This is a genomic window from Variovorax sp. 10N412 (assembly GCF_056394985.1).
On record NZ_JBFTIO010000002.1, the window covers coordinates 716,722 to 742,474 of the forward strand.

The window sequence follows — 25,753 nt, forward strand, 5'->3', positions numbered from 1 at the left end:
CGTCCGCGTGCCTTTTTCCAAACACCTGCCCGCCGGCCTTGCGCTGGCCCTCGCCCTCACGCTCGCCCTCACGCTTTCCCTCGCCGCGCCTGCGATCCACGCCGCGGAGCCGGTGCTCCTCGTCACTTCGCCCACCGCGCTGCAGGCCGCAGAAAAATCCGGTGCCGGTTTCTCTCACTGGGCCGCTGATGCGCCAGCCTCCGCAGGCGGCATCGCGACCAACCAGGCGCTGATGCGCTCACCCGCGTGGCGCTCCATCGCCGAGCCGATCGGCCAGAGCCTCGCGGGCATCCAGCGTCGTGACAGGCAGGCCGGCGTCGGCATCTCGAAATACCCCCACCGCCTGTTCGACGCGCGCTGGCTCGCGAGCCCCGATGCCTGGTTCGAACTGGTCGGCGTGGCCAACCGCATGGACCGCCGGCCCTTCCAGAGCGGCGCATGCGGCGAGACGCGGCTGGTGTACCGGCTGGCCTACCGCACGGCGGCGATGCAGTCGCGCCTGCCGATGACTGTCAACGTGGAGCTGCGCGGCGACGCGCCCGATGCGAACGGCAGTTGCGCCAGTGCCGCGAAACGCTGGCAGCCGCCTGCGGCTTCGATGAGCGGCGAGGCGCTGGGCCGCTGGCTCGTGTCGGCAGACGGCCCGCTCGCGCCGCAACGCCTGGCACCGGCGCGCATCGCGCAGATCACCACCAACCTGCAGAGCGTGCGCTGGCCGTCGGCGGTGCGGCCCGACCTGGGCGGGCATGCCGAGTACATGCTGCGCGCCTTCCGCTGGAACGCGGTTGCCGGGCGCTTCGACTTGGCGACGCTGGAGAACACGCCCGACGTCGCGAAGCTGAAGGCCGATGCGCCGCTGCGCAAGGAGCTGCAGCAATGGATTGCGCAGCCGGCCAACCTGCGCGCGCTCGACGAAGCCACGCTGCAGATTCCCGAGAAGTTCCTGGCGACAGAAGCCACCTCGGTGGCGCCGCGCGGGCTGGAACGGCTTGCCAACCAACCCTTCGCGCAGGTCTTCCCAGCGGGCGAGTGGCAGGCCGTCCAAGGCAGCCGCACGCTGAAGTCGCCGCAGGCCGTGTTGCGCCGGCTCGACGACCTGAGCTGCGCGGGCTGCCACCAGAGCCGCGCGGTCGCGGGCTTTCATTTGCTGGGTGTGGACCGGCGCGGCGCATCGCGCACCTTCACGCCGGGCAATGCGCTCGCCGTGCCGCACTCGCCGCATGTGCAGGACGAGCTGGCGCGGCGTGCCACGTACGTGAAGGCGTCGCTGTCGATGCCGCGGCCCGATCCGTTCCGTCCGCTCGCCGAGCCCGACGAACCTGGCGCGCCGAACGCCGCGCCCGAGAAAGCCACGGTCGGCGCACGCTGCGAGCCCACGCGCATCACGCAGTCGGCCAACCCCTGGCTGGACCGCGCGCAGAAGCTGCCGCGCGTCGCCTGCGAAGGCGCGGCCTCGGTGTGCGAGACCACGTCGGTCGGCTTCCCCGGCGGCATGTGCTCCGGCCCCTGCGACCCGAACGACAAGAACGGCACCTGCGGCGGCATCGCGGTCCTCAGCGACTTCAACAGCTGCCTCGCCACGAAGAAGCCGTTCGGCGAATGCCTGGCCAGGCACACGCGGCCCGGCAACCTGCGCAGCTGCTCGGCGCAACAGGCCTGCCGCGACGACTACATCTGCGCGCAGGCCGAGGGTCAGGCCGAGGGGAACGGCGCGTGCATTCCGCCTTACTTCCTGTTCCAGATGCGGGTGGACGGGCATTCGTGAAGGGGGCTCCCGTACTGCTCCCGAATGGCGAGGCGTGCCGGCATTCGCTGACGGCCAAAGTCCAACTGGCGGACCAGGGAGCCATTGCTGGAGCCAGATGAGATCGCCGACCGCGAAAAATACCAAATTCTGGGGATACCCTTCGACACTTTTTTTAACAATGATTGACATTTAGAACCCCGTGCACGCTCGTCGGCAGGGGTTCTTCTTGTTGAGTCATACAACCATAAAGAGGGGACAAGATGCTTTTCAGTCATGCGAATTCGGTCGCGCGAATCGGCGCCGTGGCCGGTGCGGTCATGCTGGTGGCATCGTGCGGCGGGGGTGGAAGTGGCGGATCTTTTCTGCCGGTGGTCGCGCCGAACCCTCCCGCGACGGTGCCGCCCGTCGTGAATCATTCCATCGGCGGCACGGTCACCGGCCTTGCCGGTCATCTGGTACTGCAGAACAACGGGGGTGACGACCTGAAGCTGTCGGCCGATGGCAAGTTCACCTTTGCAACGACCCTGGTCGAGGGCTCGGACTACAAGGTCCGCGTTCGCACCCAACCCCTGTGGCAGTTCTGCACGGTCACCAAGGACACCGGCAAGGCCTCGGCCGACGTGAGCGACGTGGCGGTGGCCTGCTCGGCCGCGGTGGCCAAGGTCGAGACGCTCGCCGGCACCGGCTCCTCGGGCACCGCCGACGGCAAGGGTACGGCCGCATCGTTCGACCTCCCATACGGCATCGCACTCACCAAGAATGGTGGTCTGTTCATCGGCGACTGGGCAAACAACCTCTTGCGCAAGATTTCGCCCGAGGCCGACGTCACCACGTTTGCCGGCAACGGAGTCTTGGCGTCGGTGGACGGCAACGGCCTCAACGCTTCGTTCAAGGACCTGGCCAGCTTCACAGTGGATGCGACCGACACCGCCTTCGTCGCGGACGCCCAGGGCCATCGAATCCGCAAGGTCACGCCGGCGGCCGACGTGACCACGGTGGCGGGCAATGGCACGAACACCACGACCGATGGCAACGGAACCGCCGCCACCTTCAACACGCCCATCTCGGTGGCCGTGGATGCTGCCGGCAATCTGTACGTTCTGGAGTATTCCGGCGCCGTCGTTCGCAAGATCTCTCCCAACGGTGATGTCATCACGCTGGCCGGCAGCAGTCCGCAGGGCTTTGCCGACGGCACGGGAAGCGCCGCGAAATTCGGGCGCGGCTACAACATTGCCATCGATGCGTCAGGCAACCTCTACGTCGCCGACAGCAGCAACCATCGAATTCGCAAGATCACCCCCACCGGCGTGGTCACGACCCTTGCAGGGACGGGAACGCCCGGCGCCATCGATGGACCCGGCAACTCCGCGACCTTCTCCGATCCCCGTGGCGTGGCTGTCGATGCGGACGGCAATGTCTACGTGGCCGATTTCGGCAGCAGCCTGTTGCGCAGGATCACACCGGCAGGGGTTGTCTCCACCCTCGCCGGCCAAGCGGGTGTGACAGGTGGGCAAGACGGCATCGGCGCGGCTGCCACGTTCACGCAGCCGCAAGGGCTCACGATCAACGCAGCGGGCACGCTGTTTGTCGCCGACACCTTCGGCAACTTGATCCGCAAGGTCACGCCGGTTCAGGCGCCCTGAGGCGTGCTGCGGCGCGCCGCGGCGATGTGCGCCGAGCGCGTCGCCGCGTGCAAGAAGCGCGTGCGCGCTGATCAGAGCTCGGGGGGAAAATCGGCCGGCAGGCCGGCGAGCCCCGCCGCTACCAGCGGCGCCAGCCGCCTCTGCGGCGGTGAGCGGCGATGCAGGCCGCGCGATGTTGTCAGGCCCCTGCCCTCACCCCAGGCCAACGCGCCCTCACTCCTCCTCGTACCACCTGTCCTTCGCCAACATCACCCTGTGATGCCCATGCCCCGACGGCATCATCGGAAAGCAGTTCTCCTGCGCCGCCACTTCGACGTTCAGAAAATACGGCCCCTCGCTCGCCAGGCATTCCGCCAGCGCCTCTTCCAGCTCCGCCGGATCCGTCACGCGCCGCGCACCCCAGCCGAAGGCCTTGGCCAGCGCCACGAAATCGGGCAATGCCTCGTTCCAGCTGTGGCTCAGGCGGTTGCCGTGGTTCAGCTCCTGCCACTGGCGCACCATGCCCATGTAGCCGTTGTTGCACAGCACCAGCTTCACCGCCGCGCGGTGCTGCACGGCCGTCGACAGCTCCTGGATGTTCATGAGCACCGACGCATCGCCGCTCACGCACACCGCCAGCGCCTCCGGGTGGCCGACCTGCGCGCCGATGGCGGCCGGCAGGCCGTAGCCCATGGTCCCCGCCCCGCCCGAGGTGAGCCAATGCCGCGGGCTGTCGAAGCGCAGGTACTGCGCGGCCCACATCTGGTGTTGGCCCACGTCGGTCGACACGATGGTGTCGCGCCCCGTCGCCTCGATGGCCTGCTGCAGGCTCGACATCAGCTGCTGCGGCAGGATCGCGTCTTCCCGCGCCTCGAAGGCCAGGCAGTCTTCGCCACGCCAGCGCTCGATGCGCGCCCACCACGGCGCGAGCCGCTCGGGCGCGAAATGCTCGGGCAGCAGCGCCAGCAGGCCCTCGAGCACAGCGCCGCAGTCGCCCACCATCGGCACGTCGACCTGCACCACCTTGTTGATGCTGCCGGGGTCGATGTCGATGTGGATCTTTCGCGCATGCGGGCAGAACTCGTCGAGCTTGCCGGTCACGCGGTCGTCGAAGCGCGCGCCGACGCACACCACCAGGTCGGCCTCGTGCATGGCCAGGTTGGCCTCGAGCATGCCGTGCATGCCCAGCATGCCGATGAACTTCGGGTCGGATGCGGGGAACGCGCCCAGCCCCATCAGCGTGAGCGTGCACGGTGCATGCAGCAGGTTCACCAGCCTGGCAAAGGCCTCGCACGCGGCGGGCCCCGAGTTCACCAGCCCGCCGCCGCCGTAGATCACCGGGCGGCGCGCGGTCGAGAGCAGGTCGGCGGCGCGCTGCATCATGGCCTTGGGCGGCAGCGGCGCGCGGTGGGTGCGCAAGGCGCGCAAGGGCCTCGACGGGTTGGCCTCGGGCTGGCGGCCCAGGCGGTCGAGCTGGATGTCCTTCGGCACGTCGAGCAGCACCGGGCCCGGCCGGCCGGTGGTGGCGATCTCCAGCGCGCGGCGCACCAGCGCGGGCACGTCGTCGGCCGAGCGAACCTGCTTGTTCCACTTGGTCACCGAACGCGACATGCCCAGCGCGTCGCTCTCCTGGAAGGCCTGCGTGCCGATGACGGCGGTGGCCACCTGCCCGCTGATGCACAGCACCGGCACCGAGTCGCTCATGGCGTCGAGCAGCCCGGTGATGGTGTTGCCCACGCCCGGCCCCGAGGTGACCAGCACCACGCCTACGCGGCCGGTGCTGCGCGCATAGCCTTCGGCCGCGTGCACCGCCGCCTGCTCGTGGCGCACCAGCACATGGCGCAGCCGCGGCTCGCCATGCAGCGCGTCGTACAGCGGCAGCGCGGCACCGCCGGGGTAGCCGAAGATGGTGTCCACGCCGCACTCGACCAGCGTGTCGAGCAATGCTTCGGCGCCGTTGCGCATACGGGCTGGCGCCTCGGTGTGAAGGGACAGGGTGGGCGTGAGGGGTAGGTCGAGCAGTCGCATGCCGTCAATTCTTCCGGTTTGAGCGCAAAATAAGCATCTTTCTTTTGGCTCTTTGGACGCGATTCATGAAAATCAATCGGCAAATCCCCGGTGATGGCGAAGGATCTTTCGACAAGACCGACCTGGCGATCCTGCGCGTGCTGCTGCTCGACTCGCGCAAGACGCTGCAGGACATCGGCAACGAGGTGGGTCTGTCGCCCACCAGCTGCTGGACGCGCATCAAGAAACTCGAGGCCACGGGGGTCATCAAGCGCTACACGGTGGACATCGACCCGGCCAAGCTCGGCTACCACGACTCGGTGATCGTGCAGGTCACGCTGGAGAGCCACACCGACGAAACCCTGTACGACTTCGGCCGCACGCTGGCCACCATTCCAGAGATCCAGGAGGCCTACCTGGTGTCGGGCGACTACGACTACTACATACGCATCGCCGTGCGCGACACGCGCGACTACGAACGGCTGCTGCGCGAAAAGCTCTACAAGATTCCCGGCATCCGGCACAGCAAGTCGCACTTCGTGCTGCGCGTGCTGAAGGAGGCCAGCGTGCCCATCATTTGACGGGAAGGTGGTGCGAACGCGCGGGCCGCGGAATCAGAGCCTGATCAGCTCAACCCGCCGGTTCTTCGCGCGCCCCGCCTCGTTGTCGTTGGGCGCCACCGGCTCCGACGCACCGGCACCGCGCGTGGTGAAGCGGCGCGGATCCACCCCCGCCTTCACCAGCACTGCAATCACCGCCAGCGCACGTCGCTTGGACAGGTCGTCGTTGTGCTTCGCCTCGCCCTGCGCATCGGTGTGGCCCACCACCGACAGCTTGAGCGGCGGGTTGCCGCGCATGAGCTTGGTCATCTCGTCGAGCGTGGGTTGAGACTCGGGCTTGATGACGTCCTTGTCTAGGTCGAACAGGATGCCGTAGAGATTGATGCGCCCGGTTTCGGCCAGGCTCTTCTGCATGGCCGTGGCGTCGACGAACACGATCTTGTTGTCTTCCATCGCCTTGGTTTCCACCACCCGCACGAAGGCGTGGTTGCCGACGTCGGCGTTGTGCTCGGCCAGCGCGATGCTGGCGTACACGGTGCCGGTGGGCCCGGCCTTCTTCGCGAGCAGGTAGCGCCCGCTCACACCGAAGTAGTTGCGCGCGTAGTCGCCACGGCTGCCCAGGCGCGGCCATTCGGGGTTGTCGAAGGCCAGCGCAAAGTCGTAGGGCGTGTTGGTGTCCACGCTGTTGGGGCGCGGCTTGTAGCAGGAGGCGTTGGCCGTGCCGCAGCTGAACAGCACCTCGAAGCCCTTGGCCTTCAGGCTGGACTCGTAGTTGCGCTGCACCTCGAGCAGCGAGCGCTCCTTGGGCAGCTTGTAGAGGTAGAGCGTGACCTTGCCTTCGACCTGCAGCAGGTCGGGCTTGCCACCGGCCCAGTTCTGGAAAGGCTCCTTGATGAGGCCGACCTCGTCGTAGGCGGCGGCCTTGTAGCCGTCGAGCACCGCGCCCTCATACCGGCCGACCAGGGGGTGGTCCTTGGCAGGCTCGGCGGCGAGTGCGCCCCAGCAGAGCAAGGCTGTGGCGGCGAAGAAGGCGAGCTTTTTCATCGGAGACGTTGGGAAGAGCGGCAACGTGTCGGATGCTAGGGCGGCCATCGGCTGTTGGGCATTCGACGGATGGTCTATGCCGTGGCGGATGCCGGTGCCCTGAGCTGCGCGCGGGCGCGATGGCGACATTGGGAAACCATTGAATCGCGCGATCTGAGACTTACTAGCGCATTCAGTTGACCCGCCTGCGATTTGCCTCTTTAAAGTGGATGCCCCTGTCACTCAAAGCCCCACCTAGCGGGCAAGGAAGGCGTCACACACAAGACTTCGGATGAATGAGCCGCTGGCTTCGCGGCGGGCCTTCGGTGCTACACGCATCGGGGCGAATGCGAGGCAAACAAGAAAGAAGGCGACGGCCGGGGTGCTGAAACACCCCGACCGTCTGACCACCTGAAGTGCATCACCTTGGAAAGAACGCACAACAAATGGCTAAACGAATTATGGCCCGGCGTCGCACGCCGGCATCTCCCGCAGCAACCACCACCACCGCGGGCACCAGCGGCCCCAGCGCTGCGGACCTCCTCGAAAACAAACTGGAGCAGTTGAGATCGCTGCTGTGGTGCTGCCGCGGCGAGGGGATCGAATGGACTGCCGGCGACGGGCCGACGCATCTGGAGAACATGCTCTGGATCGCGACGGATCTTGTGCACGAGGCGAGGGAGTTGTTTCAGCAGTGCGCGGGCGAGTGGGAGCCGGAGGGCTGATGAGGGTTGGCTTAGGCTGACGGCGGCGTGAGCGGCGGGGTCGGTGCATGGGCCAAGTCGCCAAGAGCAGCGATGCGTGCGGTGCGGCATCGCTGACTCAAACGGCGCATCTGCCGCTCGGACACGTTGAGGTGAATGATGGCCTTGTGTTGGCTGTTCAACTCAGCGTTGATAGTCGGCTTTGCCAGCGGAAGTGGGCTGTCGTTGGCCGAGGCTAGACTTCCGGGTTCGGCCAGTAGTGGCCGTTGAACATGTGGGAGAACTCATTGCCTAAAACTGCTCAACTTTTGCCAGTCGACAAGCACGACTTGCCGAAGGCAGAAGCGATCGTCGCTCTAGGCTATCCGGCCGTCGACGCGCTTCTTCCTGAGTTGATCGCTTGGGTGCAAGACATCAACTGGCCTGTCGCAAAGGTATTGATCCCCTTTCTGGCTAGCGTCGGTGAACCACTGGCACCTCATCTGCGGGTGATCTTTGAGTCTGAAGATCACGTCTGGAAGTACTGGGTACTCGACAAACTTGTTGCTCCGTCACCCAGGCTCGCAGTTGCCGTCGAGCCGCACCTTTTGCGCATGGCCTTGGACCCGAGCCCAGGTGAAAGTGACGAAGAGGTCGATGAGATCGCTCGAAGGATCCTGGCTAAGAAAGCGGCCTGAGCAGGCCGTGACAACGTCTTTCGGGTGTCTGCTATCGAGGGTCGGGGACGTCTCTTTTGGGCCCGAATGAGACAGTCACCCGACGCGCCCTCAAGACTGCAACCAGTCTGAAGCCGACTCCAATTCCATGATCCTCACATCGCCTCCTTGCCCACGGTGGCGGCAAGCGCAGCGCTCAAGGACTTGTTCCACCTGAACACCCCTCCGCCGCCTTCACAGACTCCCCGCAATCCACTCCCGCAACCACCGATGCCCCGAGTCCCGATGCCGTCGCTCATGCCACAGCATCGCCATTTCGTACCCCGGCACCTCCAGGGGTGCCTCCACCACCCTGAGTCCCGGCGCGCCGCGCGCCAGCCGCTCCGGCAGCATCGCCACCATGTCTGTCTGCGCCAGCACCGACATCATGAAAAGAAAGTGCGGCACCGACAGCGCCACGCGCCGGCTCAGGCCTTGTTCGGCCAGCGCTTCATCGGTCGGCCCGGCAAAGCCGCCGCCGCCCGGCGACACCACCACATGCTCCAGCGCGCAGAACTGCGCGAGCGTCGGGCGCCGCTTCAGGCGCGGGTGCCCTGCCCGCCCTGCAAGCACATAGCGCTCGTGGAACAACACCCGCCGGTGCAGGCCGGGCGGTGCGCCCACGCTGGTGTGAAAGAACAGGTCGATCTCCCCTTGCTCCAGCTGCCGCGCCATGCGTGACGGCACGGCCTCCACCACGGCCAGCCGCGTGCGCGGCGCCGCGGCGCGCAACCCGGCCAGTGCCGGCAGCAGGATGGCCGACTCGGCATAGTCGGCGGCGGCCACGCGCCAGGTGGTGGTGGCTTCGGCGGGGTCGAAGGGCTTCGTGGGCGCCACCGCGCGGCCCAGCGATTCGAGCGCTTCGCGCAGCGGCTCCCGCAGCTCGTCAGCGCGCGCCGTGGGTCGCATGCCGCGTTGCGCGGGCACCAGCAGCGGGTCGTCGAACACCTCGCGCAGCCTGGCGAGCTGCACGCTCACCGAGGGTTGCGACAGGTTCAGGCGCTCGGCGGCGCGTGTCACGTTGCGCTCGGCCAGCAGGGTGTCGAGCGTGACGAGCAGGTTCAGGTCAAGGCGGCTGAAATTGTTCATGGCAATACCTGGAATTCAAACTATTCATTTCCAATATAGCGCCACGCTGCCTAACCTGAGGGCTCATTCATTCGAAAGCCTCAGACACCGTGAACATCCTGCTCGTTCTTGCCCACCCCGAAGCCGCCTCGCTCAACGGCTCGCTCCATCGCTTCACGGCCGAGCGCCTTGCCGCCGCGGGCCATTCCGTGCGCGTGTCCGACCTGTACGCCATGCGCTGGAAGCCCGCGCTCGACGCCGACGACTTTCCCGCGCGCGACAGCGCCGCGCGCTTCGACCCCTCGCTGGAGTCGCTGCGCGCCTTCGAAACCGGAACCCAGGCGGCCGACATCGCCGCCGAGCAGCAGAAGCTGCTGTGGGCCGACGCGGTGATCCTGCAGTTTCCGCTGTGGTGGTATTCGATGCCCGCCATCCTCAAGGGCTGGGTCGAGCGCATCTATGCCTATGGCTTCGCCTACGGCGTGGGCGAGCACTCCGACACGCACTGGGGCGACCGCTTCGGCGAAGGCACCCTGGCCGGCAAGCGCGCGATGCTGGTGGTGACGGCGGGCGGCTGGGAGTCGCACTACGCGCCGCGCGGCGTCAACGGGCCGATGGACGACCTGCTGTTTCCGATCCAGCACGGCATCCTCTACTACCCGGGCTTCGACGTGCTGCCGCCGTACCTGGTGTATCGCACGCACAAGATCGACGCGGCGGCCTACGCGCGCATCACCGAAGAACTGGGCCAGCGGCTCGACACGCTGTTCACGACCGAGCCGATTCCGTTCCGCCCGCAGAACGCCGGCGACTACGACATTCCCGCCCTCACCCTGCGGCCCGACATTGCGCCGGGCCAGGCAGGTTTCGCGGTGCACAGCGCACCGCGTGCGGACTAGTCAAGGCAGCACCGGGTTGGCGACTGCGTTCGCGATGGCCGCATCGGCATCGACGCGCAGCATGAAGCGCCTGGCCACCAGGTCATTGGCGGCGGCGGTGACGGCCGCAACGTAGCCCGCCTGGTCCACGTAGCGTTCCTGCAACGACAGGCGCGGATCGCCCGCACGCAGCGCCGGGGTCTTGGCGAACGCGAAGTATGAGCCGAACAACCCCGCCTGATCGATGCGCCCGGGCACGTTGGTGGTGTTCCACCCGGTGTTGGTGCCCAGCGGCACGGCCACGTCCACGCTTCGGATGCCTGCGACGTCGTTGCCGTCCGCGTCCACCTGCGGCACCAGGATCGCGTAGTCGCGCCCCAGCCTGGCCGGTGGCACCTGCGTGGCGATGCCGCTCTCGTCCTGCGGGCGGTAGTTGGGACCCCAGTCGAGCAGCGAGTAGGTGTTGACCAGCCCGGTGTAGCTCGCGCCCGGAATGGCCGGAAACCTGACCTGCTGCGGTCGCACCAGCGTCGCATCGGCCAGCCTGGGCACCTGGCTGTCGGGCGGCGTGGTGCCGTTGACGACCCAGTCGTCGAGGTTCTGGTACAGCGCACGCACCACCGGAATCACGCCCGTGTTCGCATTGGTGGCATACAGCGCACCGGCGCCCGCACCCGGCAGCGAGGCCAGGCCCAGCAGGTGATGCGAGCTCGCGTAGTAGTAGATGCGCGCGTTGCCGGGCTGCACCAGGTCGGCGCTGCCCCACGCATCGGTCAGCAGCGGCGAACCCTGCAGGGTCCAGAACTCGGTACCGCTGAAGCCAATGAAGAGCTTGGGGCAGGTGCCACTCGCCTCACAGCGCGACAGAATTCCGCCTCGGCGCTGCGCCACGTCGTCCACGTAGTCCTTCGACAGGCCGCGCGCACCGGCCTGGCCGAAGGCGGTGTGGTCGGCGCGCACGCCGCCGCCGCCGCCCGGCACCGAGAAGCGCATGTTGATGTTGGTCTGCCGCGCCGCAATCTGCGCGAACACGCCGTCGAACACCTTGCCGCCCGCGCTGTCCTCGTTGAAGCCGAGGTGCACGAAGGTCTTCATGAAGTTGCCGCACTGCGAAACGCCCGAGGCAATGGTGTTCCTGATGGCGGCGGCCACCGGGTTGGCGGTGCCCGCCGCGTCGCTCGCGCTGAGATGGAAGAAGCCGATCATGTCGCGCAGCGCGGCCAGGCCCAGGCCCATGACCTTCGGGTCCTTCGCGACGTAGACCAGCTCGTACAGGTACGCCGGATCCCACTTGTCCTTCAGGCACACGTTCGTCTCGTCTGGCGTGCCGGGGAACGGCGTGGCAGCACCGCACTTCGCGAACTTCCATTCGCTCGCGGGAATGAGCTGGCGCGCATCGCCTTCGTTGACGCGGCGCGTGAGCACGTAGCCGAGCTGCGTGTTGTCCAGGCTTGCCGTGGCATAGGCCTGCATGGCCGCGTTGAACGGGCCGCCGGGCAGCGGCAGCGAATCGTTGGTGGCCGTGGTCGGCAGCAGTTCGGCACGGTAGGTGCCGGTGATCGAACTGCCGTCGGCATTCTTCGCGACCGGCACCTTCAGCGTGAGCTTGCCCGGCGCGGCCGGCACGTCGCCCTGCCACGCGGCCGTGAGGAACACATGGCCGCGCGAGGCGAAGTACGGGTCGAGGTTGACGATGTTGCCGCGGTTCGGCGCGTCGTAGCGCAGCACGCCGCTGGCCTTGCGCATGTCCTTGGGCTTGAAGAGCACGAAGTCCGACGCGTACTCGACCTTGCCGTTGGCGTTGAGCGGCGCGAGTTGCAGGTCCTGGATGATGGCGTTGCGCGGGTCCTTCGGGTCGACCTCGCCGGTGAAGGTGCCGCTGATCTTCTCGTAGGCGCCCACGCTGCCGAAGGTGCCGGGCACGTCTTCGGTGGCGGTGATGGCGAGCTTGTACCTGGGGGCGGCCGCAGCCACGGGTGGCGTGGCCGCGGGCGATGTCGTGGTGGCGGCCGGGGGCGGCAACAAGCCGCCTCCTCCTCCACCGCTGCCGCCGCATGCACTCAGAAAAAGGGCGGCCGAAGCCACCGTGGCAGCCAAAGGGCTCCAGCGTTTCATGGTTTGTCTCCTGTTGTATGTCTTGTGTCGTCGCGGCGCCGATGCGCGTTGCGGCGTGCCTGCTACTCGGCTTCGATGCCCGCAGCCTTCACGATCCGGCCCCACTTCTGCGACTCGGCGGTCTGGAACTTGCCCAGCTCTTCCGGCGAGGTCGTGAACACCTCGGTGCCGGTCGGCTCGTAGAAGGCGGTCTTTGCGGCGTCGCTCTTCGCGGCCTTCACCAGCAGTTCGTTCAGGCGCTTGACCACGGCGGGCGGGGTCTTCGCGGGGGCGTAAGCCGCGAACCAATAGCCCATTTCATAGCCCTTCACGCCGGCCTCGGAAATGGTGGGCACGTCGGGTGCGAGCGGCGAGCGCGCGGCGCTGGAAATGCCCAGCGCGCGCAGCTTGCCCGCCTTCACCTGCGGCAGGCCGGTGGCCGTGTCGGTGATCATCATGTTGATCTGGCTGCCCAGCAGGTCGGTCACGGCCAGCGTGTTGCTCTTGTAGGGCACGTGCAGCAGCTTGATGCCCGCCATCTGCTGCAGCAACTCGCCCGCCATGCGGCTGGACGAACTGCCGCTGCCGAAGCTGTACTTGCCCGGGTCCTTCTTCGCGAGCGCGATGAACTCGGCCACGCTCTTCGCGGGGAACGCGGGGTTCACCACCATGATCTGCCCGCCCTTGCCCAGCGCGGCGACGGGAGAAAAGTCTTTCACCGGGTCGTAGGGCAGCTTCTTGAACAGGTGCTCGTTGGCCGCGTGCGTGGTGTTGGTGGTGATGAGCACGGTGTAGCCGTCGGCGGGCGCCTTGGCCACGGCCTGCGAGGCGATGAAGCCGCTGGCGCCGGCCTTGTTGTCGATGATGACGGCCTGCCTGGTCTCGGTGGCGATCTGGTTGCCGAGCGCGCGCGCGATCTGGTCGGTGGCGGTGCCGGCCGCAAAGGGCACGACGAAGGTGATGGCCTTTTCGGGGAAGTCCTGCGCATGGCCGAGCAAGGGCACGAGGGCAAGGGCGACGGTCAGTGCGGCAAGGGGAAATCGTTTCATTGTTTTGTCTCCGGATGGAATGGGTGAGTGAGGGAAAAAGGGAACGTGTGTCGCTACGACCCGGCCAGCAAAGGCACGAGCGCGCGCGGCACGCGAACGGGCATGTCGAGCAGCAGGAAGGACAGCGCCTTGCCGTGCGCATCGAGGTTCAGCGCATCGTTCACGCCGCCGTCGAGCACGGCGTCGAGCACGAAGTTCATCGCGTGCAGTTTCGGCAGCACGAAGCGCTGCACCTGCGAAGGCGCGCGGTGGCGAAACTGCGCGGCCACGCGCTCGGGCGTGAGCTGCGCAACCAGCAGGTCGAACAGGTCCGCGTGCCAGGCGATGACGCTGATGTTCGAGCGGTCGCCCTTGTCGCCCGTGCGGCCATGGGCGGCGCGGTACAGGGGCACTTCGACCGTGTCTTGCTCAGGGGTGTTCATGCGAGCGCCTCCGCGTCCAGCAGTTCGAAGCGAACCGGAATGGCGTCGCGCGGCAGCAGGCACGACAGCGTGTTGAGCCGCGGCGTGAGCGCGGTGCGCACGCCGCCGCCACCCGCGGGGCCGCAGGTGTAGAGCGCCATGACTTCGCGCGCCAGGCGCTCGGCCTGCGCGCGATCGGTGTGCGTGGCGGCCACGCGCAGGCGCACGTCGCGCAGGCCGGCGTCGGGCGTGTCGGCCAGCGCGCGGCCGGCGTCGTCGCCCAGGATGCTCAGCGCGCCGATCAGGTCCACGCGCAACGCGAGCCCTGGCAGGCGCTTCTTCAGCACGTCGGCCGCGAGCCGCGCACGCGCTTCGGCGCGCGGACCCGCATAAGAGATTTCTCCCTCGGCCAGCCAGCCGCCTTCGTGGCAGACGTTGACCTTGTAGCGGCCGGGCCGTTCATGGCCGCGCACGCCGGAAAGTTCGACGCGGTCGGCGCCCGGCAGCGCGCGCACTTCGGCATCGGCGATGTCGGCCACCACGTCGGGCGTCAGGTAGGCGGCGGGGTCGTGCACTTCGTAGAGCAGTTGCTCCTTCACGGTCGCTTCGCTCACGAGGCCGCCGGTGGCGTCGGCCTTGCCGATGGTGCAGCGGCCCTCGGCGTCGATCTCGGCGATGGGGAAGCCCACGTTTTCGAGCCTTGGCACGTCCTTGTAGCCGGGGTCGGCAAAGTAGCCGCCGCAAACCTGTGCGCCGCATTCGAGCAGGTGGCCGGCCATGGTGGCGCGGCCCAGGCGGTCCCAGTCGTCGGCGCGCCAGCCGAAGTGCGACATGGCCGGCCCGACGGTGAGCGAAGGGTCGGCCACGCGGCCGCACACCACGATCTGCGCGCCCGCGTCGAGCGCAGCGGCAATCGGCTCGGCGCCGATGTAGGCGTTGGCACTGACCACGCGCAGCCCCTGCATCTGCGCGCCGAGCGCTTCGTCCAGCAGCGCGCGGTGCTCGGGGCCCGACAGGTCGTCGCCCTCGACCACCGCGATGCGTGGCGCGCTCGCACCGAGCTCGCGCGCCATGCGGGCGATGTGCCGCGCAGCCGCGCGGGGGTTGGCGGCGCCGAAGTTGCTCACGATGCGGATGCCGTGCGCCAGGCAGCGCGCCAGCACGGGCCGCAGCATGTCGTCGAGCAGCGGCTCGTAGCCCGCGTCGGGGTTGGCGCGGCGGCGCAATTGGGCCAGCGCCAGCGTGCGCTCGGCCAGGGTTTCGAAGATCAGGAAGGCGCGTTGGCCTTCGGGCCCGCCGGCCAGCCGAGCGATCAGCGTATCGACCACGGGACCCGCGGCGTCGGTGCGGTCGCCCGAGAAGCCGGCGGCGCAGCCGATCAACAGCGTGGGCGTTTCTGTAGCGTTCATTGCCGTGCACTGTAGGCAGCACCCCGTCATCCGTAAAATCGAAACTTCGGATCAATTGATCTGCTTTTCAAATGACTGCTCCATGCCCCTGAGAAAGACGCCCGACCTCTCCACGCGGCAGCTGCGCGCCTTTCTCGCGCTGGCCGAGCACCGCAACTTCACACGCGCGGCGCAGACCAGCCACCTGTCGCAGCCGGCGTTCAGCGCGCTCATTCGCACGCTCGAAGACGCGGTGGGCACGCGCCTGTTCGACCGCGACACGCGCAGCGTGCAGCTCACGCCCGAAGGCCAGCTGTTCGAAGGCTCGGCGCGCCGGCTGCTCGACGACATGGGCAGCGCCATGAGCGACCTGGCCGACCATGTGGAGCGCCGCAAGGGCCGCGTGCGCGTGGCCGCCCTGCCCTCGCTCGCGGCGGGTTGGCTGCCGGCGGTGTTCGCGGAGTTCATGCAGGCGTGGCCCGGCATTCGCGTCGACCTGGACGATGCGCTGTCCGACGCCTGCATTGCGCTGGTGCGCAGCGGCCAGGCCGACTTTGCGCTCGCGGCCTCGGGCGCCGGTGGCACGGCCGGCAGCGACCTGCGCGCGCGCAAGCTGTGCAGCGACCGCTTTCACCTGGTGTGCCGCGCCGACCATCCGCTGGCGCGGGAGGCGCGCCTCACGGTGAAGAAGATCGCGCCCTACCCCTTCATCCAGATGGCGCGCAACAGCAGCGTGCGGCAGGCGCTCGACGTGGCGCTGCACCCGCAGCGGCTGAACGCGGTGTTCGAGGTGGAGCACCTGGCCACCGTCATGGGCCTGGTCGAGGCGGGGCTGGGTGTCAGCGTGGTGCCGGCCCTCACGCTGTTCCACTTCCAGCGCGAAACGCTGGTGACAAGGCCGCTGCCGGTGGCGGGCCTTACCCGCACGCTGTACCTGGTGCAGCGGCGCGAGGGCAGCCTGTCGGTGGCGGCGCAGACGCTGCACGACCTGATCGTGCAGCGCCTGGGGTCACTGAAGCTGGACTGAAGCGGGCAGCACCGGCGCCCTGCGTGCATCGAGCGAGTACACGTACTGGTCGTGAACGACGTCGCCGATCTTCTCGGCCTTGCTCAGCACCCCCTCGCGAACGAAGCCCAGGCGCTCGGCGAGCTTCTTGCTGCGTTCGTTGCCGGTGGCGCACTTGATGATGCAGTGGTGAACCAGGTCTGTATCGGAAAACGCACGAATCATCGCCGCCACCGCCGTACTTGCCACGCCCTTTCCTCGCGCGGCGCTGCCTAGCCAGTAGCCGATGTCGCCGCTCTGGCTGGCATGGTGAACGACGTTGAAAGACACCACCCCCTGCAGCGCCTCGCCGCGCCAGACGCCGTAAGTGGCGCTCTTGCGGTCCTGCCGCGCAACTTCGCTGGCCGCGCAGAACGCGTGCGTGTCCGCCTGCGTGCGCACAAAACGCGGCCAGTCGAGCGCGGCAAGCAGGCCCTCCCTGTCGAGCTCGATGAGCAGATGCAGCGTCGGCACGTCTTCCACGCCGATGTGCCGCAGCGCAAGGCCGCCAGGGGCGGCCACGTGCAATGGAAATTCGTTCATTGGTACTCCCTGTCTTTTTTGTGAAAGCCGGTTGCCCGGCCGCGCGATGCTAGCGCCGCACATTCGAGCGTGACCGCGGGCAGGCCGATTCAGGCGCTGCCGAAGACAAGGAAGTCACAGAGCTGCCGGCAACCAGAACGTGGTGTCGTTCTGGCTGGCTCAGGTCACTGAGCCCCTACCGGTTCAGGCCACGGCATCGGGCACGCCGGGCACGCCAGGCACGCCGGACGTGCTTGCCACGCCCGCGGCACTCGCCGCGACGGCCGAGACCACCTGTGCCGCCGCCGCGCCCGCGGATTGCGCGGCCGCCTCGGCCAGCGCAGCCTGGGCCGTCGGGTTGGGCGTGGCCTCGCCGATCTTGCGCAGCGTGTTGCGGTCGGTGTGCCTGAAGGGCTCGGCCTGGCCGCGCACGCTCAGCACCGTCTCCAGCACGTAAGACCAGCCGCCGTCGTCATGCACGGTCACCTCGATGCTGTAGCTCTGCGTCTTGAACGCATGCTCGAGGAACGGGTTGGCCAGGATGCCGTTGGTTTCGCCGCCGCGCACTGCCTCGAGGCGGAAGCTGCGCGCATCGGCCTGCGCGTGGCCGGTGGCCATGGCGGTCAGCCCGCGCGGAATCGACAGCGTCTGGATCAGCGCGCCGGTGGCGGGCTCCCAGAGCCAGTAGCCGACCTGGTCGTGAAAGCTCTCGACCTCGTTGGGCTTGACGATGCGCAGGTGGTAGCGCAACCCGTAGAAAATTTGCGGCCCGTTGGTCTGCGCGTCGATGGGCTGGAACTCCGCGTGCTCGATGTAGCCCTCGGCCTCGGGGCCGTCGGCCTTCGGGCTCACGTCGTGGCCGTGCCCGCCCACCCACAGCCCGGCCAGCGCCATCAGCGGGCCCAGGTTGGCGAGCGTGTGCGGATCGGGCTCGGGTTCGGTGTAGATGTCGTCGGGGTAGCTGGCCATGTTGTTCTTCCTCGTGGTTTTTTTGATGGATGTCTTGGCAGGTTCGTCGCTGTGCAGGCGGCCTGCCAGTCACTGGTCGAGCCGAATGCCCACCCTTGCAATGATCGCGCCCCACTTGCGCCCCTCGCTGTCGATGAAGGCCGCGAATTCCTCGGGCGAGCCACCGCCCGCCGCCAGCCCCTGGTTGGCCAGCAGCTCGCGCACGGCGGGCTCGCGCAGCACGGCGTTGACGTCGGCGTTGATGCGGCGCACCACCTCGGGTGGCGTGCCGCTGGCGGTGAAGAAACCGTTCCACGCAAGCGACTCGAAACCCGGGTAGCCAGACTCGGCCACCGTGGGCAGGTCCTTCATGAGTTCGGAGCGCCGCGCGCTTGTCACCGCGATGAGCTTCACGCGCTGCCCCTGGATCAGCGGCAGCAGCGCGGGCGCCACGGTGAACAGCGCCTGCGTATCGCCCGCGGCCAGCGACAGGCCCGCGGGCGGCGAACCCGCGTACGGCACATGCACGGCCTCGATGTGCGCCACGCTGCGAAACAGCTCCATCGTGAGGTGCGACGAACTGCCCGCGCCCACCGACGCATAGCTGAACCGGTTGCCCCGCTTCTTCGCCCACTCGACGAATTCCGCCAGCGTGTTCGCCGGGTTGTTCGCCTGCACCGCCAGCACGTTGGGCTGCGAGGTCGTGAGCACGATGGGCACCAGGTCGCGCGCCGGCGCATAGGGCATGCGCGCGTACATGTAGGGGCCGAAGGCGATCGGTCCGTTGAAGCCGATGCCCAGCGTGTAGCCGTCGTGCGGCGCCTTGGCCACCGTGTCCATGCCGATCAGGCCGCCCGCGCCGGCCTTGGTCTCGATGACCACGGGCTGCTTCCACATCACGCGCAGGCGGTCTGCCAGGGTGCGCGCAATGAGGTCGAGCGAACTGCCGGTGGGCGCGGGGACGACGATGCGCACGGGCTTGCCCGGCCAGTCCTGCGCCCAGGCACCGGCGGCCAGCAGGCCGGCAAGCAGGAAAGTGGCGAGCTTGTTTTTCTTCACTTCGGTCATTCGATGGCGGGGTGGGATCGCGCGAAGTTTTATCACCGAAAGTGCTTGCATCGCCCGTGCCAGCAGGCACAAGCCGATTCCCGCATGATCCGGCGATGACCTCTTCCAACGTGTTTTCCTCCCGGCGCCGCGGCCTCGTGGCCGCCGCCGCGCTGCTGCCGCTGGCGGGCGCCACCGGCCTCGTGAAAGCCCAGACGGGCAACGCCACCACCTTGCCGCCCAAAGCCGTCGAAGCCTTGCGGGCGGCGGTCGACGGCCCGCAGCGCAGCCCCGCGAACCGGGCCCGCGACGGCGCGCGGCACCCGCTCGACACGCTGGCCTTCTTCGGCATCCGCCCCGACGCGACGGTCATCGAGATTGCGCCCGGCGGCGGCTGGTACACGGAGATCCTCGCGCCCTACCTGCACGACCACGGACGCCTGTATGCAGCCCATGAACCGGCCGGCGGCACGCCCGGCCAGCAGCGCGCACGCGCCGCCTTTCGCGACAAGCTCGCGCGCGAGCCGAAGGTGTACGGCCGCGTCGTGCTCGGCACGCTGCCCACCGCGGCCTTCACGGACATCCGCCCGCCCGGCGGCGCCGACGCGGTGCTGACGTTCCGCAACATCCACAACTGGATCGAGGACGGGCACTTCGACGAGAGCCTGCGTGCCTTTTTCGACGTGCTCAAGCCCGGCGGCGTGCTGGGCGTGGAAGAGCACCGCGCGGCGCCGGGAACGAGCTTGGCGCGCGTGATCGCGAGCGGCTATGTGCCGCAGGACCTGGTGATCGAGCGCGCGAAGGCTGCGGGCTTCGAATTCGCGGGCAGCAGCGAGGTCAACGCCAACCCGCGCGACACCAGGGACCATGCGGACGGCGTGTGGTCGCTGCCGCCCACGCTGCGCGGCGGCGAGGTCGACCGGGCAAAGTACCTGGCGATCGGGGAGTCGGACCGAATGACGCTGAAATTCGTCAAGCCGCGCGCGTCCGGCAAATAGCCGGGAGCTTTGACCACGCTGGCATCAGGCCGATTTTCGGGGGGCTTCAAACCGGCGCGACATCGCGGCAAGATGCGCATCCGCCGATTCCTGCGTCACCCAGACCCGAGAGAAGGAGCAAGCCATGTTCGCCACGCCAGAGCGCACCGTCAAGACCCCCGGCCCCGACCACCCGATTGCCATTGCGAAGAACCCGCTTCGCGTGGTGGTGTCGGTCGATGGCCACGTCATTGCCGACACGCGCGACGCGCTGACGCTGCGCGAAGCGCACTTCGGCACCGTGCACTACATCCCGCGCAAGGACGTGCGCATGTCGCTGCTGGAGCGCACCTCGCACGCGACCTACTGCCCGTACAAGGGCGAAGCCGCTTACTACAGCATTCCGGCCGGCGGCGAGCGCTCGGTGAATGCGGTGTGGACCTACGAGGCACCGTACGAGCCCGTCGAACAGATCAAGGACCACGTGGCGTTCTACGCGGACCGCGTGGGGCCGATCGAAGAGCGCGTCGCGTAGGCGTCTCACAGGCGGCCGCAACCCCGCCTGCCCACCCCACCCCTCGAACGGCAAAAAGCCGGGCCCCGCTTTCGCAGGGTCCGGCTTTTGTGCGTGTGCCCTCGCCAGCGGCGGGGCAACGGCGTTCAATCGATTACAGCGGCAGTGCGTCGCCGCGTGCTGCTGCGCGGGCTGCGGCACGCACGGTGGAGCGGTCGATGCCGCTGGCCAGCACCGGTGCCACACGCGAGCTCACGCCTTCTGCATACGGGTTCTCGCTGTGCGCGGCGGCCACTGCTTCGGCGCGAACGGCGACGCGGCTGGTGGTCGAGGCGATCAGTTGCACGGGGCCTTGGTTGGCGCCGTCGGCATAGGGGTTGGCGCTGTGCGCGGCCACCACGGCCTGGCTGGCGACGTCGGCGCGGCTGACGGCCGAGGTCAGTTGATGCACGCCGTCATAGCTTTCGGCATGGGCGGCACCGGCGGCGGCCAGAAGAGCGATGGAGATGGCGGAGAGGAGCTTCGAGGCGGTCATTTGGATTTCCTTCAATTGGTTTCGGTTTTGGTTCCCTGGATCAGCTGAAGGGCTGGTCCATGGGAAGAATTGTGCGCCGATACCCTGGGGAAAACCCTGGTCAAAAAGAACCGCGGTGTTCATGTGATGGAAACAATCGCGGCGTGCCAGGGCCGCGATCAGTCAGTCGATCAGCACGCCGCCGAGCACCGTGCCCACGATGCTTTCCAGCGCCTGGTCGTAGTGCGCGGCGGTGAGCTTCTTCACCTGCAGCACGGCATTCACGATGGGCTCGTAGTCGGCATAGAACTGGGTCGCGGCCCACAGCATGAAGAGAAAGTGCCGCGGGTCGATCTGGCGGATCTTCTTGGCGGCCATCCAGGCCTCGAACACCTCGATGCTGGCGGCCGTGCTCTTGGCGATGTGCGCACGGTCGGCCGCCGACAGGAACGCACCGCCGCGCACCACCTCGTTGGCGAACAGGCGCGCCTCCAGCGGGTTCTTGCGGCCCAGCTTGAGCTTGGCCTGCACATAGGCACGCAGGGCCACGGCGGGCTCGGCGTCCGCCTGCAGGATCTGCAGCGCGCTGTCCCACTCTTCGAGCAGCGGCGCGAAGGTGGCGCTGTAGAGCTCTTCCTTGGTGGCGTAGTAGTAGTAGACGTTGGCCTTGGGCAGCCCCGCGACGGTGGCAATTTCTGCAATGCGCGCGCCGTCGAAGCCCTTGGCGGCAAACACCTCGCTGGCGGCCTTGAGGATCTTGCGTTTGTTGGACGCCCTGATCTCCCGATCCGCGGGGTTGTCCGGCAGGGGGGATCGGGAAGTTTTGGTGTCGCGCATGGGCAATGGTGTCGCTGGTGAGCGGGCTCAAATTCTAGAGGGCGCCCCGAAACGGAGCACGGGCAGGTACCAAAAAAATTCTGACCAACTCGTCAATTTATTCCTTAGAATTTCCTGACGAACTGGTCAGCTTTTTGAAGTTTGAATGTAGCCCATGCCCCAAGCCCTGCGCACCGCACTGCAAGAAACACTCGCGAACTGGCCCGACGACCTGCCCGATGCGTGGCGGGCCGCGCTGGGCGATGTGACACTCGATTTCGAGGGCGTCGACGCGGCGCTCGAACTGCAGGCCTGGGAGCCGATCTTTCCGGTGCGCAAGGGCCGGCAGCTGGCCGGCAGCCCCAAGGGCGCGCACATGCTCAAGGCCTTCGACAGCGTGCCGCCCACGCAGGTGCGCTGCGTGGTGCTGGGGCAAGACCCGTATCCGTCCATCGACATCGCCACGGGCCGCGCCTTCGAAGTGGGCAACGTGGCCGAGTGGCGCGAGCTCGACAAGATGTTCACCCGAAGCATCCGCGCCTGGGTGCAGATGCTGGCCGAGGCACGCACCGGTGACGCGGCCTACGGCGGCAGCTTTGCCAACTGGCCGCGCACGCTGCAGGCGATCGAATCGGGCGCGCTGCCCTTCGAGACGCCCGCCACGCTGAGCGACCGCTGGATCGACAGCGGCGTGCTGCTGCTCAACACCTCCTTCACGCTCAGCCGCTTCCAGGTGGGCATCGACCCGCACCAGTCGCGCGGCCACCTGGTGGTGTGGAAGCCGCTCATCCAGGCCGTGCTGTCGTACCTGCGCAAGCGCGGCGAGCCGGTGGTCTTCATGGCCTTCGGCGTCTCTGCCGTCGAGGCCTTCCAGGCGGCCGGCATCGCGCAGGACCGGCATGGCAACGTCGCCTGCATCCTGCGCGAACACCCCGCCTACGCAGAGGCGGTGCTGGGCCTGCCCAACCCCTTCGTCCTGTGCAACGCCCATCTCGCCGAGATGGCATGCGACCCCATTTCCTGGTGACGGCTGGTAACCCCATGAACGACAAGAACGACTACGACTACATCATCGTGGGCGCCGGCTCCGCGGGCTGCGCTCTCGCCGCCCGGCTCAGCGCCCGCCCCGCCACGCGCGTGCTGCTGCTGGAGGCCGGCGGGAAAGACTCGAACCCCCTCTTCCGCCTGCCGATGCTCATGGGCAAGCTGTTCCAGTCGGGCATCTACAACTGGCACTTCCACTCCGAACCCGAGGCCAACCTCAACGGCCGCAAGATCTACTGGCCGCGCGGCAAGGTGCTCGGCGGCACCTCGACCATCAACGGCATGATCTATGTGCGCGGCGGCAAGCAGGACTACGACGGCTGGGCCGCCATGGGCAACCTGGGCTGGTCCTACAAGGACGTGCTGCCCGCCTTCAAGCGCTCCGAAGGCCACATCCAGCGCGACGGCGTGTTCCACAACGCCAAGGGCGAACTCACCGTGTGCCGCGCGCGCGGCTGGAACGCATTGCTCGACGTGTTCTGCCTGGCGGGCCAGCAGGCCGGCTACCCGCTGAACGACGACTTCAACGGTGCCAGCCAGCTGGGCTTCGGGCGCTACGACTTCACCATCAGGAACGGCAAGCGCTGGTCCACGTCCTTCGCGTTCCTGCGCCCGGCATTGAAGCGCAGCAACCTCAAGGTCGTGACGCGCGCGCTCACGCACAAGGTGCTCGTCGAGAAAGGCCGTGCCGTGGGCGTGGCCTACGAAGTGCTCGGCCAGTTGCGCACCGTGCGCGCCCGCAAGGAAGTGATTCTTTGCGCGGGCGTGGTCGGCTCGCCGCACCTGCTGATGCTCTCGGGCATCGGCCCGCAGGAGGAACTGGCCAGGCACGACATTCCCGTGCTCAAGGCATTGCCCGGCGTGGGCGGCAACCTGCAAGACCACGTCGACTGCGTCATGTCGTATGAGTGCAAGCAGCCCGTCACGCTCTACAAGGACCTGCGCGCCGACAAGATCGCGTTCTCGGTGGTGCGCGGCATGCTGTTCGGCGAAGGCATCACCACCACCTTTCCGTACGAGGCCGGTGCCTTCATCAAGACCCGGCCCGAGCTCGAGCACCCCGACGTGCAACTGCACTTCATGCCCGCGCTGGAGAAAACGGCCAACCTGTATTTTCCCAACCCGTTCAAGAAATCGACGGTGGAGGCCAAGCACGGCTTCACCTTGCGCGTGGGCCCGGTCAACCCGAGCAGCAAGGGCCGCATCCGCCTGCGCTCGGGCCGCGCGACCGATGCGCCGCTGATCCAGCCCAACTACCTGGACACCGAGTTCGACCGCCAGACCATGGTCGACGCCATCCGCGCCACGCGCCAGGTCATCGACCAGCCCGCGTTCGACGCCTACCGCGGCAAGGAACTCGCGCCCGGCCCCGACAAGCAGAGCGACGAAGACCTCGTCGCCTGGCTGCGCGCCACCGCCATGACCACCTTCCACCCGGTGGGCACCTGCAAGATGGGCAACGACGCCATGGCCGTGGTGGACCACCGGCTCAAGGTGCATGGCATTGCCAACCTGCGCGTGGCCGACGCTTCCATCATGCCGGTCATCTCGAGCGGCAACACCAATGCCCCGGCCATCATGATCGGCGAGAAGTGCGCCGAATTCATCCTGGCCGGGCAGTGACACCCAGCACCCACAGGAGCACTTGATGATCGTCGAACACCGCCTCTACACCTTCCGCCCCGGCACCATCGACCAATGGCGCGAGAAGTACGAACGCGAAGGCCTGCCGGTGCAGCAGCGCCACCTGAACAGGTTCGTGGGCCTGTACATCTCCGAGATCGGCCGGCTGCACACCTCGGTGCTGATGTGGGCCTACGACAGCCTGGCCGACCGCGAGGCACGCCGCGCCGCGATGTACGCCGACCCCGAGTGGCAGTCGTTCATCAAGAGCGTGTGGGCGCTGGACGCCATCCAGAGCCAGGACGTGATGATCATGAACCCCGCGCCCAGCTCCCCCACGCCCTGAGTCCGCCTGCTCGCCCGTTCTTCCCTTCGCCCCTTCCTCAACCCCAGAGATATCCGCATGACACACCACGCATCCTCCAGCGCCAGGCCCGCTCGCCGGCAGATCCTCAAGGCCGTCGCCGGCATGGGCGGCGTCGCCATGGCCAGCGCCCTGTATCCGCTGATCGCCAATGCCAAGGGCGGCCTCATCGCGCTGGTGCACACGCAGGCCGCAGGCGACGCCAGCGCGGTCGACGCGATGATCGCGCGCCTCAAGCTGCTGGGCAAGGAAACGGGCATGCAGACCCGCGCCATCTACGCGAAGGACCCGTCGACCTACGAGACCATCTTTCGCACGCTGGCCGACGCGGGCGCGGCCATCATCGTGTCGACCTTCAACGAGGTGAGCGAGCCCTTCAAGGCGCTGGCGCCCAAGTACCCGAAGACGCAGTGGCTGCAGCTGTTCGGCGACGAGATGAAGCCCGCCATCGCCAACGTGACCACCGTGTCCTACGACTACTACCTGGGCACCTACCTGGCCGGCATCTTCGCGGGGCGCATGTCGACCACGGGCAAGATCGGCTTCATCGGCGGCATGTCGATTCCGCCGCTCAACGCCGACTACAACGCGTTCAAAGCCGGCGTGCTGTCGGTGCGCAAGAACGCGGCCGTCACGGTCGCCTTCGCGGGCTCGTTCCAGGACCCGGTCAAGGGCCGCGAGATTGCCACGCAGATGTTCAACGGCGGCATCGACTTCATCCAGACCGACGCGGCCGCCACCGACGCGGGCATCATCGCCGCGGCCAACGACAAGCCCGGGCGCCTGGTGAGCTGCCTCGACCCGGCGCAGTACCCGCAGGGCCCGAAGTCGCTCATTTCCATCGTCAGCCTGCACTTCGGCAAGTCGCTGTACGACGAGGCCTCGAAGATCCTGAAGACCGGCAAGGGCGGCGCGCACCTGAACACCGGGCTGGGCACCGGTGTGGTCGGCCTCGAACTCTCGCCCGTGTTCCAGAAGGAAGGCGACAAGGCCGTGGCCGCCAAGGCCGAGCAGGTGATGGCAGAGATTCGCACCACGCAGGCGGCCATCCTGAACGGCTCCGTCAAGGTCGCGTTCAACACCGTTCTCTGACCCTTCAGCCG

The 25,753-nt window shown here is 67.7% G+C and carries 25 protein-coding genes; 13 read left to right on the forward strand and 12 right to left on the reverse strand.

What is annotated here, in order from left to right; all coding sequences use genetic code 11:
• Positions 1-7 precede the first annotated feature (7 nt).
• Both AC1DJH_RS08955 and AC1DJH_RS08960 read left to right on the forward strand, forming a co-directional pair.
• Positions 8-1,765 (forward strand): hypothetical protein, encoded by a 1,758-nt coding sequence (locus AC1DJH_RS08955; protein WP_478185433.1) that lies wholly within the window; start codon positions 8-10, stop codon positions 1,763-1,765.
• Between the two features lie 242 nt (positions 1,766-2,007).
• Positions 2,008-3,390, forward strand: coding sequence for an NHL repeat-containing protein (locus AC1DJH_RS08960; RefSeq protein WP_478185434.1), 1,383 nt, complete (start codon positions 2,008-2,010; stop codon positions 3,388-3,390).
• A gap of 213 nt (positions 3,391-3,603) precedes the next feature.
• On the opposite strand, the gene ilvB is transcribed toward AC1DJH_RS08960, so the two are convergent.
• Complete coding sequence (gene ilvB / locus AC1DJH_RS08965) at positions 3,604-5,397, reverse strand: biosynthetic-type acetolactate synthase large subunit (RefSeq protein WP_478185435.1); 1,794 nt, start codon at positions 5,395-5,397, stop codon at positions 3,604-3,606.
• A 65-nt stretch (positions 5,398-5,462) separates the two neighbouring features.
• On the opposite strand from ilvB, the gene AC1DJH_RS08970 reads away from it, so the two are divergent.
• Positions 5,463-5,957 (forward strand): Lrp/AsnC family transcriptional regulator, encoded by a 495-nt coding sequence (locus AC1DJH_RS08970; RefSeq protein ID WP_472114553.1) that lies wholly within the window; start codon positions 5,463-5,465, stop codon positions 5,955-5,957.
• 33 nt (positions 5,958-5,990) lie between these two features.
• Here the strand turns inward: AC1DJH_RS08970 and AC1DJH_RS08975 are convergent, their stop codons facing one another.
• Positions 5,991-6,980 carry an OmpA family protein gene (locus AC1DJH_RS08975; protein WP_478185436.1) on the reverse strand — a complete coding sequence of 330 codons (990 nt, stop codon included), beginning with the start codon at positions 6,978-6,980 and terminating at the stop codon, positions 5,991-5,993.
• Positions 6,981-7,405: 425 nt separating this feature from the next.
• Between AC1DJH_RS08975 and AC1DJH_RS08980 the strand changes: the two genes are divergently transcribed.
• Positions 7,406-7,684, forward strand: coding sequence for a hypothetical protein (locus AC1DJH_RS08980; protein ID WP_478185437.1), 279 nt, complete (start codon positions 7,406-7,408; stop codon positions 7,682-7,684).
• Positions 7,685-7,950: 266 nt separating this feature from the next.
• On the forward strand, positions 7,951-8,340 hold the full coding sequence (locus tag AC1DJH_RS08985) for a DUF5071 domain-containing protein (protein WP_478185438.1): 390 nt from the start codon (positions 7,951-7,953) through the stop codon (positions 8,338-8,340).
• A 213-nt stretch (positions 8,341-8,553) separates the two neighbouring features.
• Here AC1DJH_RS08985 and AC1DJH_RS08990 read toward each other — a convergent pair whose 3' ends face one another.
• Positions 8,554-9,447, reverse strand: coding sequence for a LysR family transcriptional regulator (locus tag AC1DJH_RS08990; protein WP_478185439.1), 894 nt, complete (start codon positions 9,445-9,447; stop codon positions 8,554-8,556).
• Positions 9,448-9,536: 89 nt separating this feature from the next.
• On the opposite strand from AC1DJH_RS08990, the gene AC1DJH_RS08995 reads away from it, so the two are divergent.
• Positions 9,537-10,325: an NAD(P)H-dependent oxidoreductase gene (locus AC1DJH_RS08995; RefSeq protein ID WP_478185440.1), complete on the forward strand. Its 789-nt coding sequence runs from the start codon at positions 9,537-9,539 to the stop codon at positions 10,323-10,325.
• On the opposite strand, the gene AC1DJH_RS09000 is transcribed toward AC1DJH_RS08995, so the two are convergent.
• From AC1DJH_RS09000 to AC1DJH_RS09015, 4 genes are all read right to left on the reverse strand, one after another.
• Positions 10,326-12,419, reverse strand: a complete 2,094-nt coding sequence (locus AC1DJH_RS09000; RefSeq protein ID WP_478185441.1) for an alpha/beta hydrolase domain-containing protein — start codon at positions 12,417-12,419, stop codon at positions 10,326-10,328.
• A gap of 62 nt (positions 12,420-12,481) precedes the next feature.
• On the reverse strand, positions 12,482-13,447 hold the full coding sequence (locus AC1DJH_RS09005; RefSeq protein WP_478185442.1) for a Bug family tripartite tricarboxylate transporter substrate binding protein: 966 nt from the start codon (positions 13,445-13,447) through the stop codon (positions 12,482-12,484).
• 53 nt (positions 13,448-13,500) lie between these two features.
• Positions 13,501-13,869 carry an AtuA-related protein gene (locus AC1DJH_RS09010; RefSeq protein ID WP_478185443.1) on the reverse strand — a complete coding sequence of 123 codons (369 nt, stop codon included), beginning with the start codon at positions 13,867-13,869 and terminating at the stop codon, positions 13,501-13,503.
• Entirely contained in the window at positions 13,866-15,257 is a 1,392-nt protein-coding gene (locus AC1DJH_RS09015; RefSeq protein WP_478185444.1) for an acyclic terpene utilization AtuA family protein, read from the reverse strand. Before AC1DJH_RS09015 ends, AC1DJH_RS09010 begins: the two co-directional genes overlap by 4 nt.
• An 88-nt stretch (positions 15,258-15,345) precedes the next feature.
• On the opposite strand from AC1DJH_RS09015, the gene AC1DJH_RS09020 reads away from it, so the two are divergent.
• Positions 15,346-16,263 carry a LysR family transcriptional regulator gene (locus AC1DJH_RS09020; protein ID WP_478185491.1) on the forward strand — a complete coding sequence of 306 codons (918 nt, stop codon included), beginning with the start codon at positions 15,346-15,348 and terminating at the stop codon, positions 16,261-16,263.
• Here AC1DJH_RS09020 and AC1DJH_RS09025 read toward each other — a convergent pair.
• From AC1DJH_RS09025 to AC1DJH_RS09035, 3 genes are all read right to left on the reverse strand, one after another.
• Positions 16,246-16,824: a GNAT family N-acetyltransferase gene (locus AC1DJH_RS09025; RefSeq protein WP_478185445.1), complete on the reverse strand. Its 579-nt coding sequence runs from the start codon at positions 16,822-16,824 to the stop codon at positions 16,246-16,248. The genes AC1DJH_RS09020 and AC1DJH_RS09025 overlap by 18 nt on opposite strands.
• 183 nt (positions 16,825-17,007) lie before the next feature.
• A complete protein-coding gene (locus AC1DJH_RS09030) occupies positions 17,008-17,772 on the reverse strand; it encodes an FABP family protein (protein ID WP_478185446.1) in 765 nt (254 codons plus the stop codon).
• Between the two features lie 69 nt (positions 17,773-17,841).
• On the reverse strand, positions 17,842-18,810 hold the full coding sequence (locus AC1DJH_RS09035) for a Bug family tripartite tricarboxylate transporter substrate binding protein (RefSeq protein WP_478185492.1): 969 nt from the start codon (positions 18,808-18,810) through the stop codon (positions 17,842-17,844).
• Between the two features lie 104 nt (positions 18,811-18,914).
• On the opposite strand from AC1DJH_RS09035, the gene AC1DJH_RS09040 reads away from it, so the two are divergent.
• Both AC1DJH_RS09040 and AC1DJH_RS09045 read left to right on the forward strand, forming a co-directional pair.
• On the forward strand, positions 18,915-19,796 hold the full coding sequence (locus tag AC1DJH_RS09040) for a class I SAM-dependent methyltransferase (protein ID WP_478185447.1): 882 nt from the start codon (positions 18,915-18,917) through the stop codon (positions 19,794-19,796).
• A 124-nt stretch (positions 19,797-19,920) separates the two neighbouring features.
• A complete protein-coding gene (locus AC1DJH_RS09045; protein ID WP_478185448.1) occupies positions 19,921-20,310 on the forward strand; it encodes a DUF427 domain-containing protein in 390 nt (129 codons plus the stop codon).
• 133 nt (positions 20,311-20,443) lie between these two features.
• Here AC1DJH_RS09045 and AC1DJH_RS09050 read toward each other — a convergent pair whose 3' ends face one another.
• Entirely contained in the window at positions 20,444-20,824 is a 381-nt protein-coding gene (locus AC1DJH_RS09050) for a helicase SNF2 (protein ID WP_478185449.1), read from the reverse strand.
• Between the two features lie 162 nt (positions 20,825-20,986).
• Positions 20,987-21,640: a TetR family transcriptional regulator C-terminal domain-containing protein gene (locus tag AC1DJH_RS09055; protein WP_478185450.1), complete on the reverse strand. Its 654-nt coding sequence runs from the start codon at positions 21,638-21,640 to the stop codon at positions 20,987-20,989.
• 154 nt (positions 21,641-21,794) lie between these two features.
• Here AC1DJH_RS09055 and AC1DJH_RS09060 point away from each other — a divergent pair, with 154 nt between their 5' ends.
• The 4 genes from AC1DJH_RS09060 to AC1DJH_RS09075 are packed head-to-tail and all read left to right on the forward strand — an operon-like array spanning position 21,795 to position 25,742.
• The gene (locus AC1DJH_RS09060) at positions 21,795-22,646 is read left to right on the forward strand and encodes a uracil-DNA glycosylase family protein (protein WP_478185451.1); all 852 of its coding nucleotides are present in this window, start codon (positions 21,795-21,797) and stop codon (positions 22,644-22,646) included.
• Between the two features lie 14 nt (positions 22,647-22,660).
• A complete protein-coding gene (locus AC1DJH_RS09065) occupies positions 22,661-24,286 on the forward strand; it encodes a GMC family oxidoreductase (protein WP_478185452.1) in 1,626 nt (541 codons plus the stop codon).
• Positions 24,287-24,311: 25 nt separating this feature from the next.
• On the forward strand, positions 24,312-24,632 hold the full coding sequence (locus AC1DJH_RS09070) for an NIPSNAP family protein (RefSeq protein WP_093131953.1): 321 nt from the start codon (positions 24,312-24,314) through the stop codon (positions 24,630-24,632).
• Between the two features lie 57 nt (positions 24,633-24,689).
• On the forward strand, positions 24,690-25,742 hold the full coding sequence (locus AC1DJH_RS09075) for a BMP family ABC transporter substrate-binding protein (protein ID WP_435438530.1): 1,053 nt from the start codon (positions 24,690-24,692) through the stop codon (positions 25,740-25,742).
• Positions 25,743-25,753: the final 11 nt, after the last annotated feature.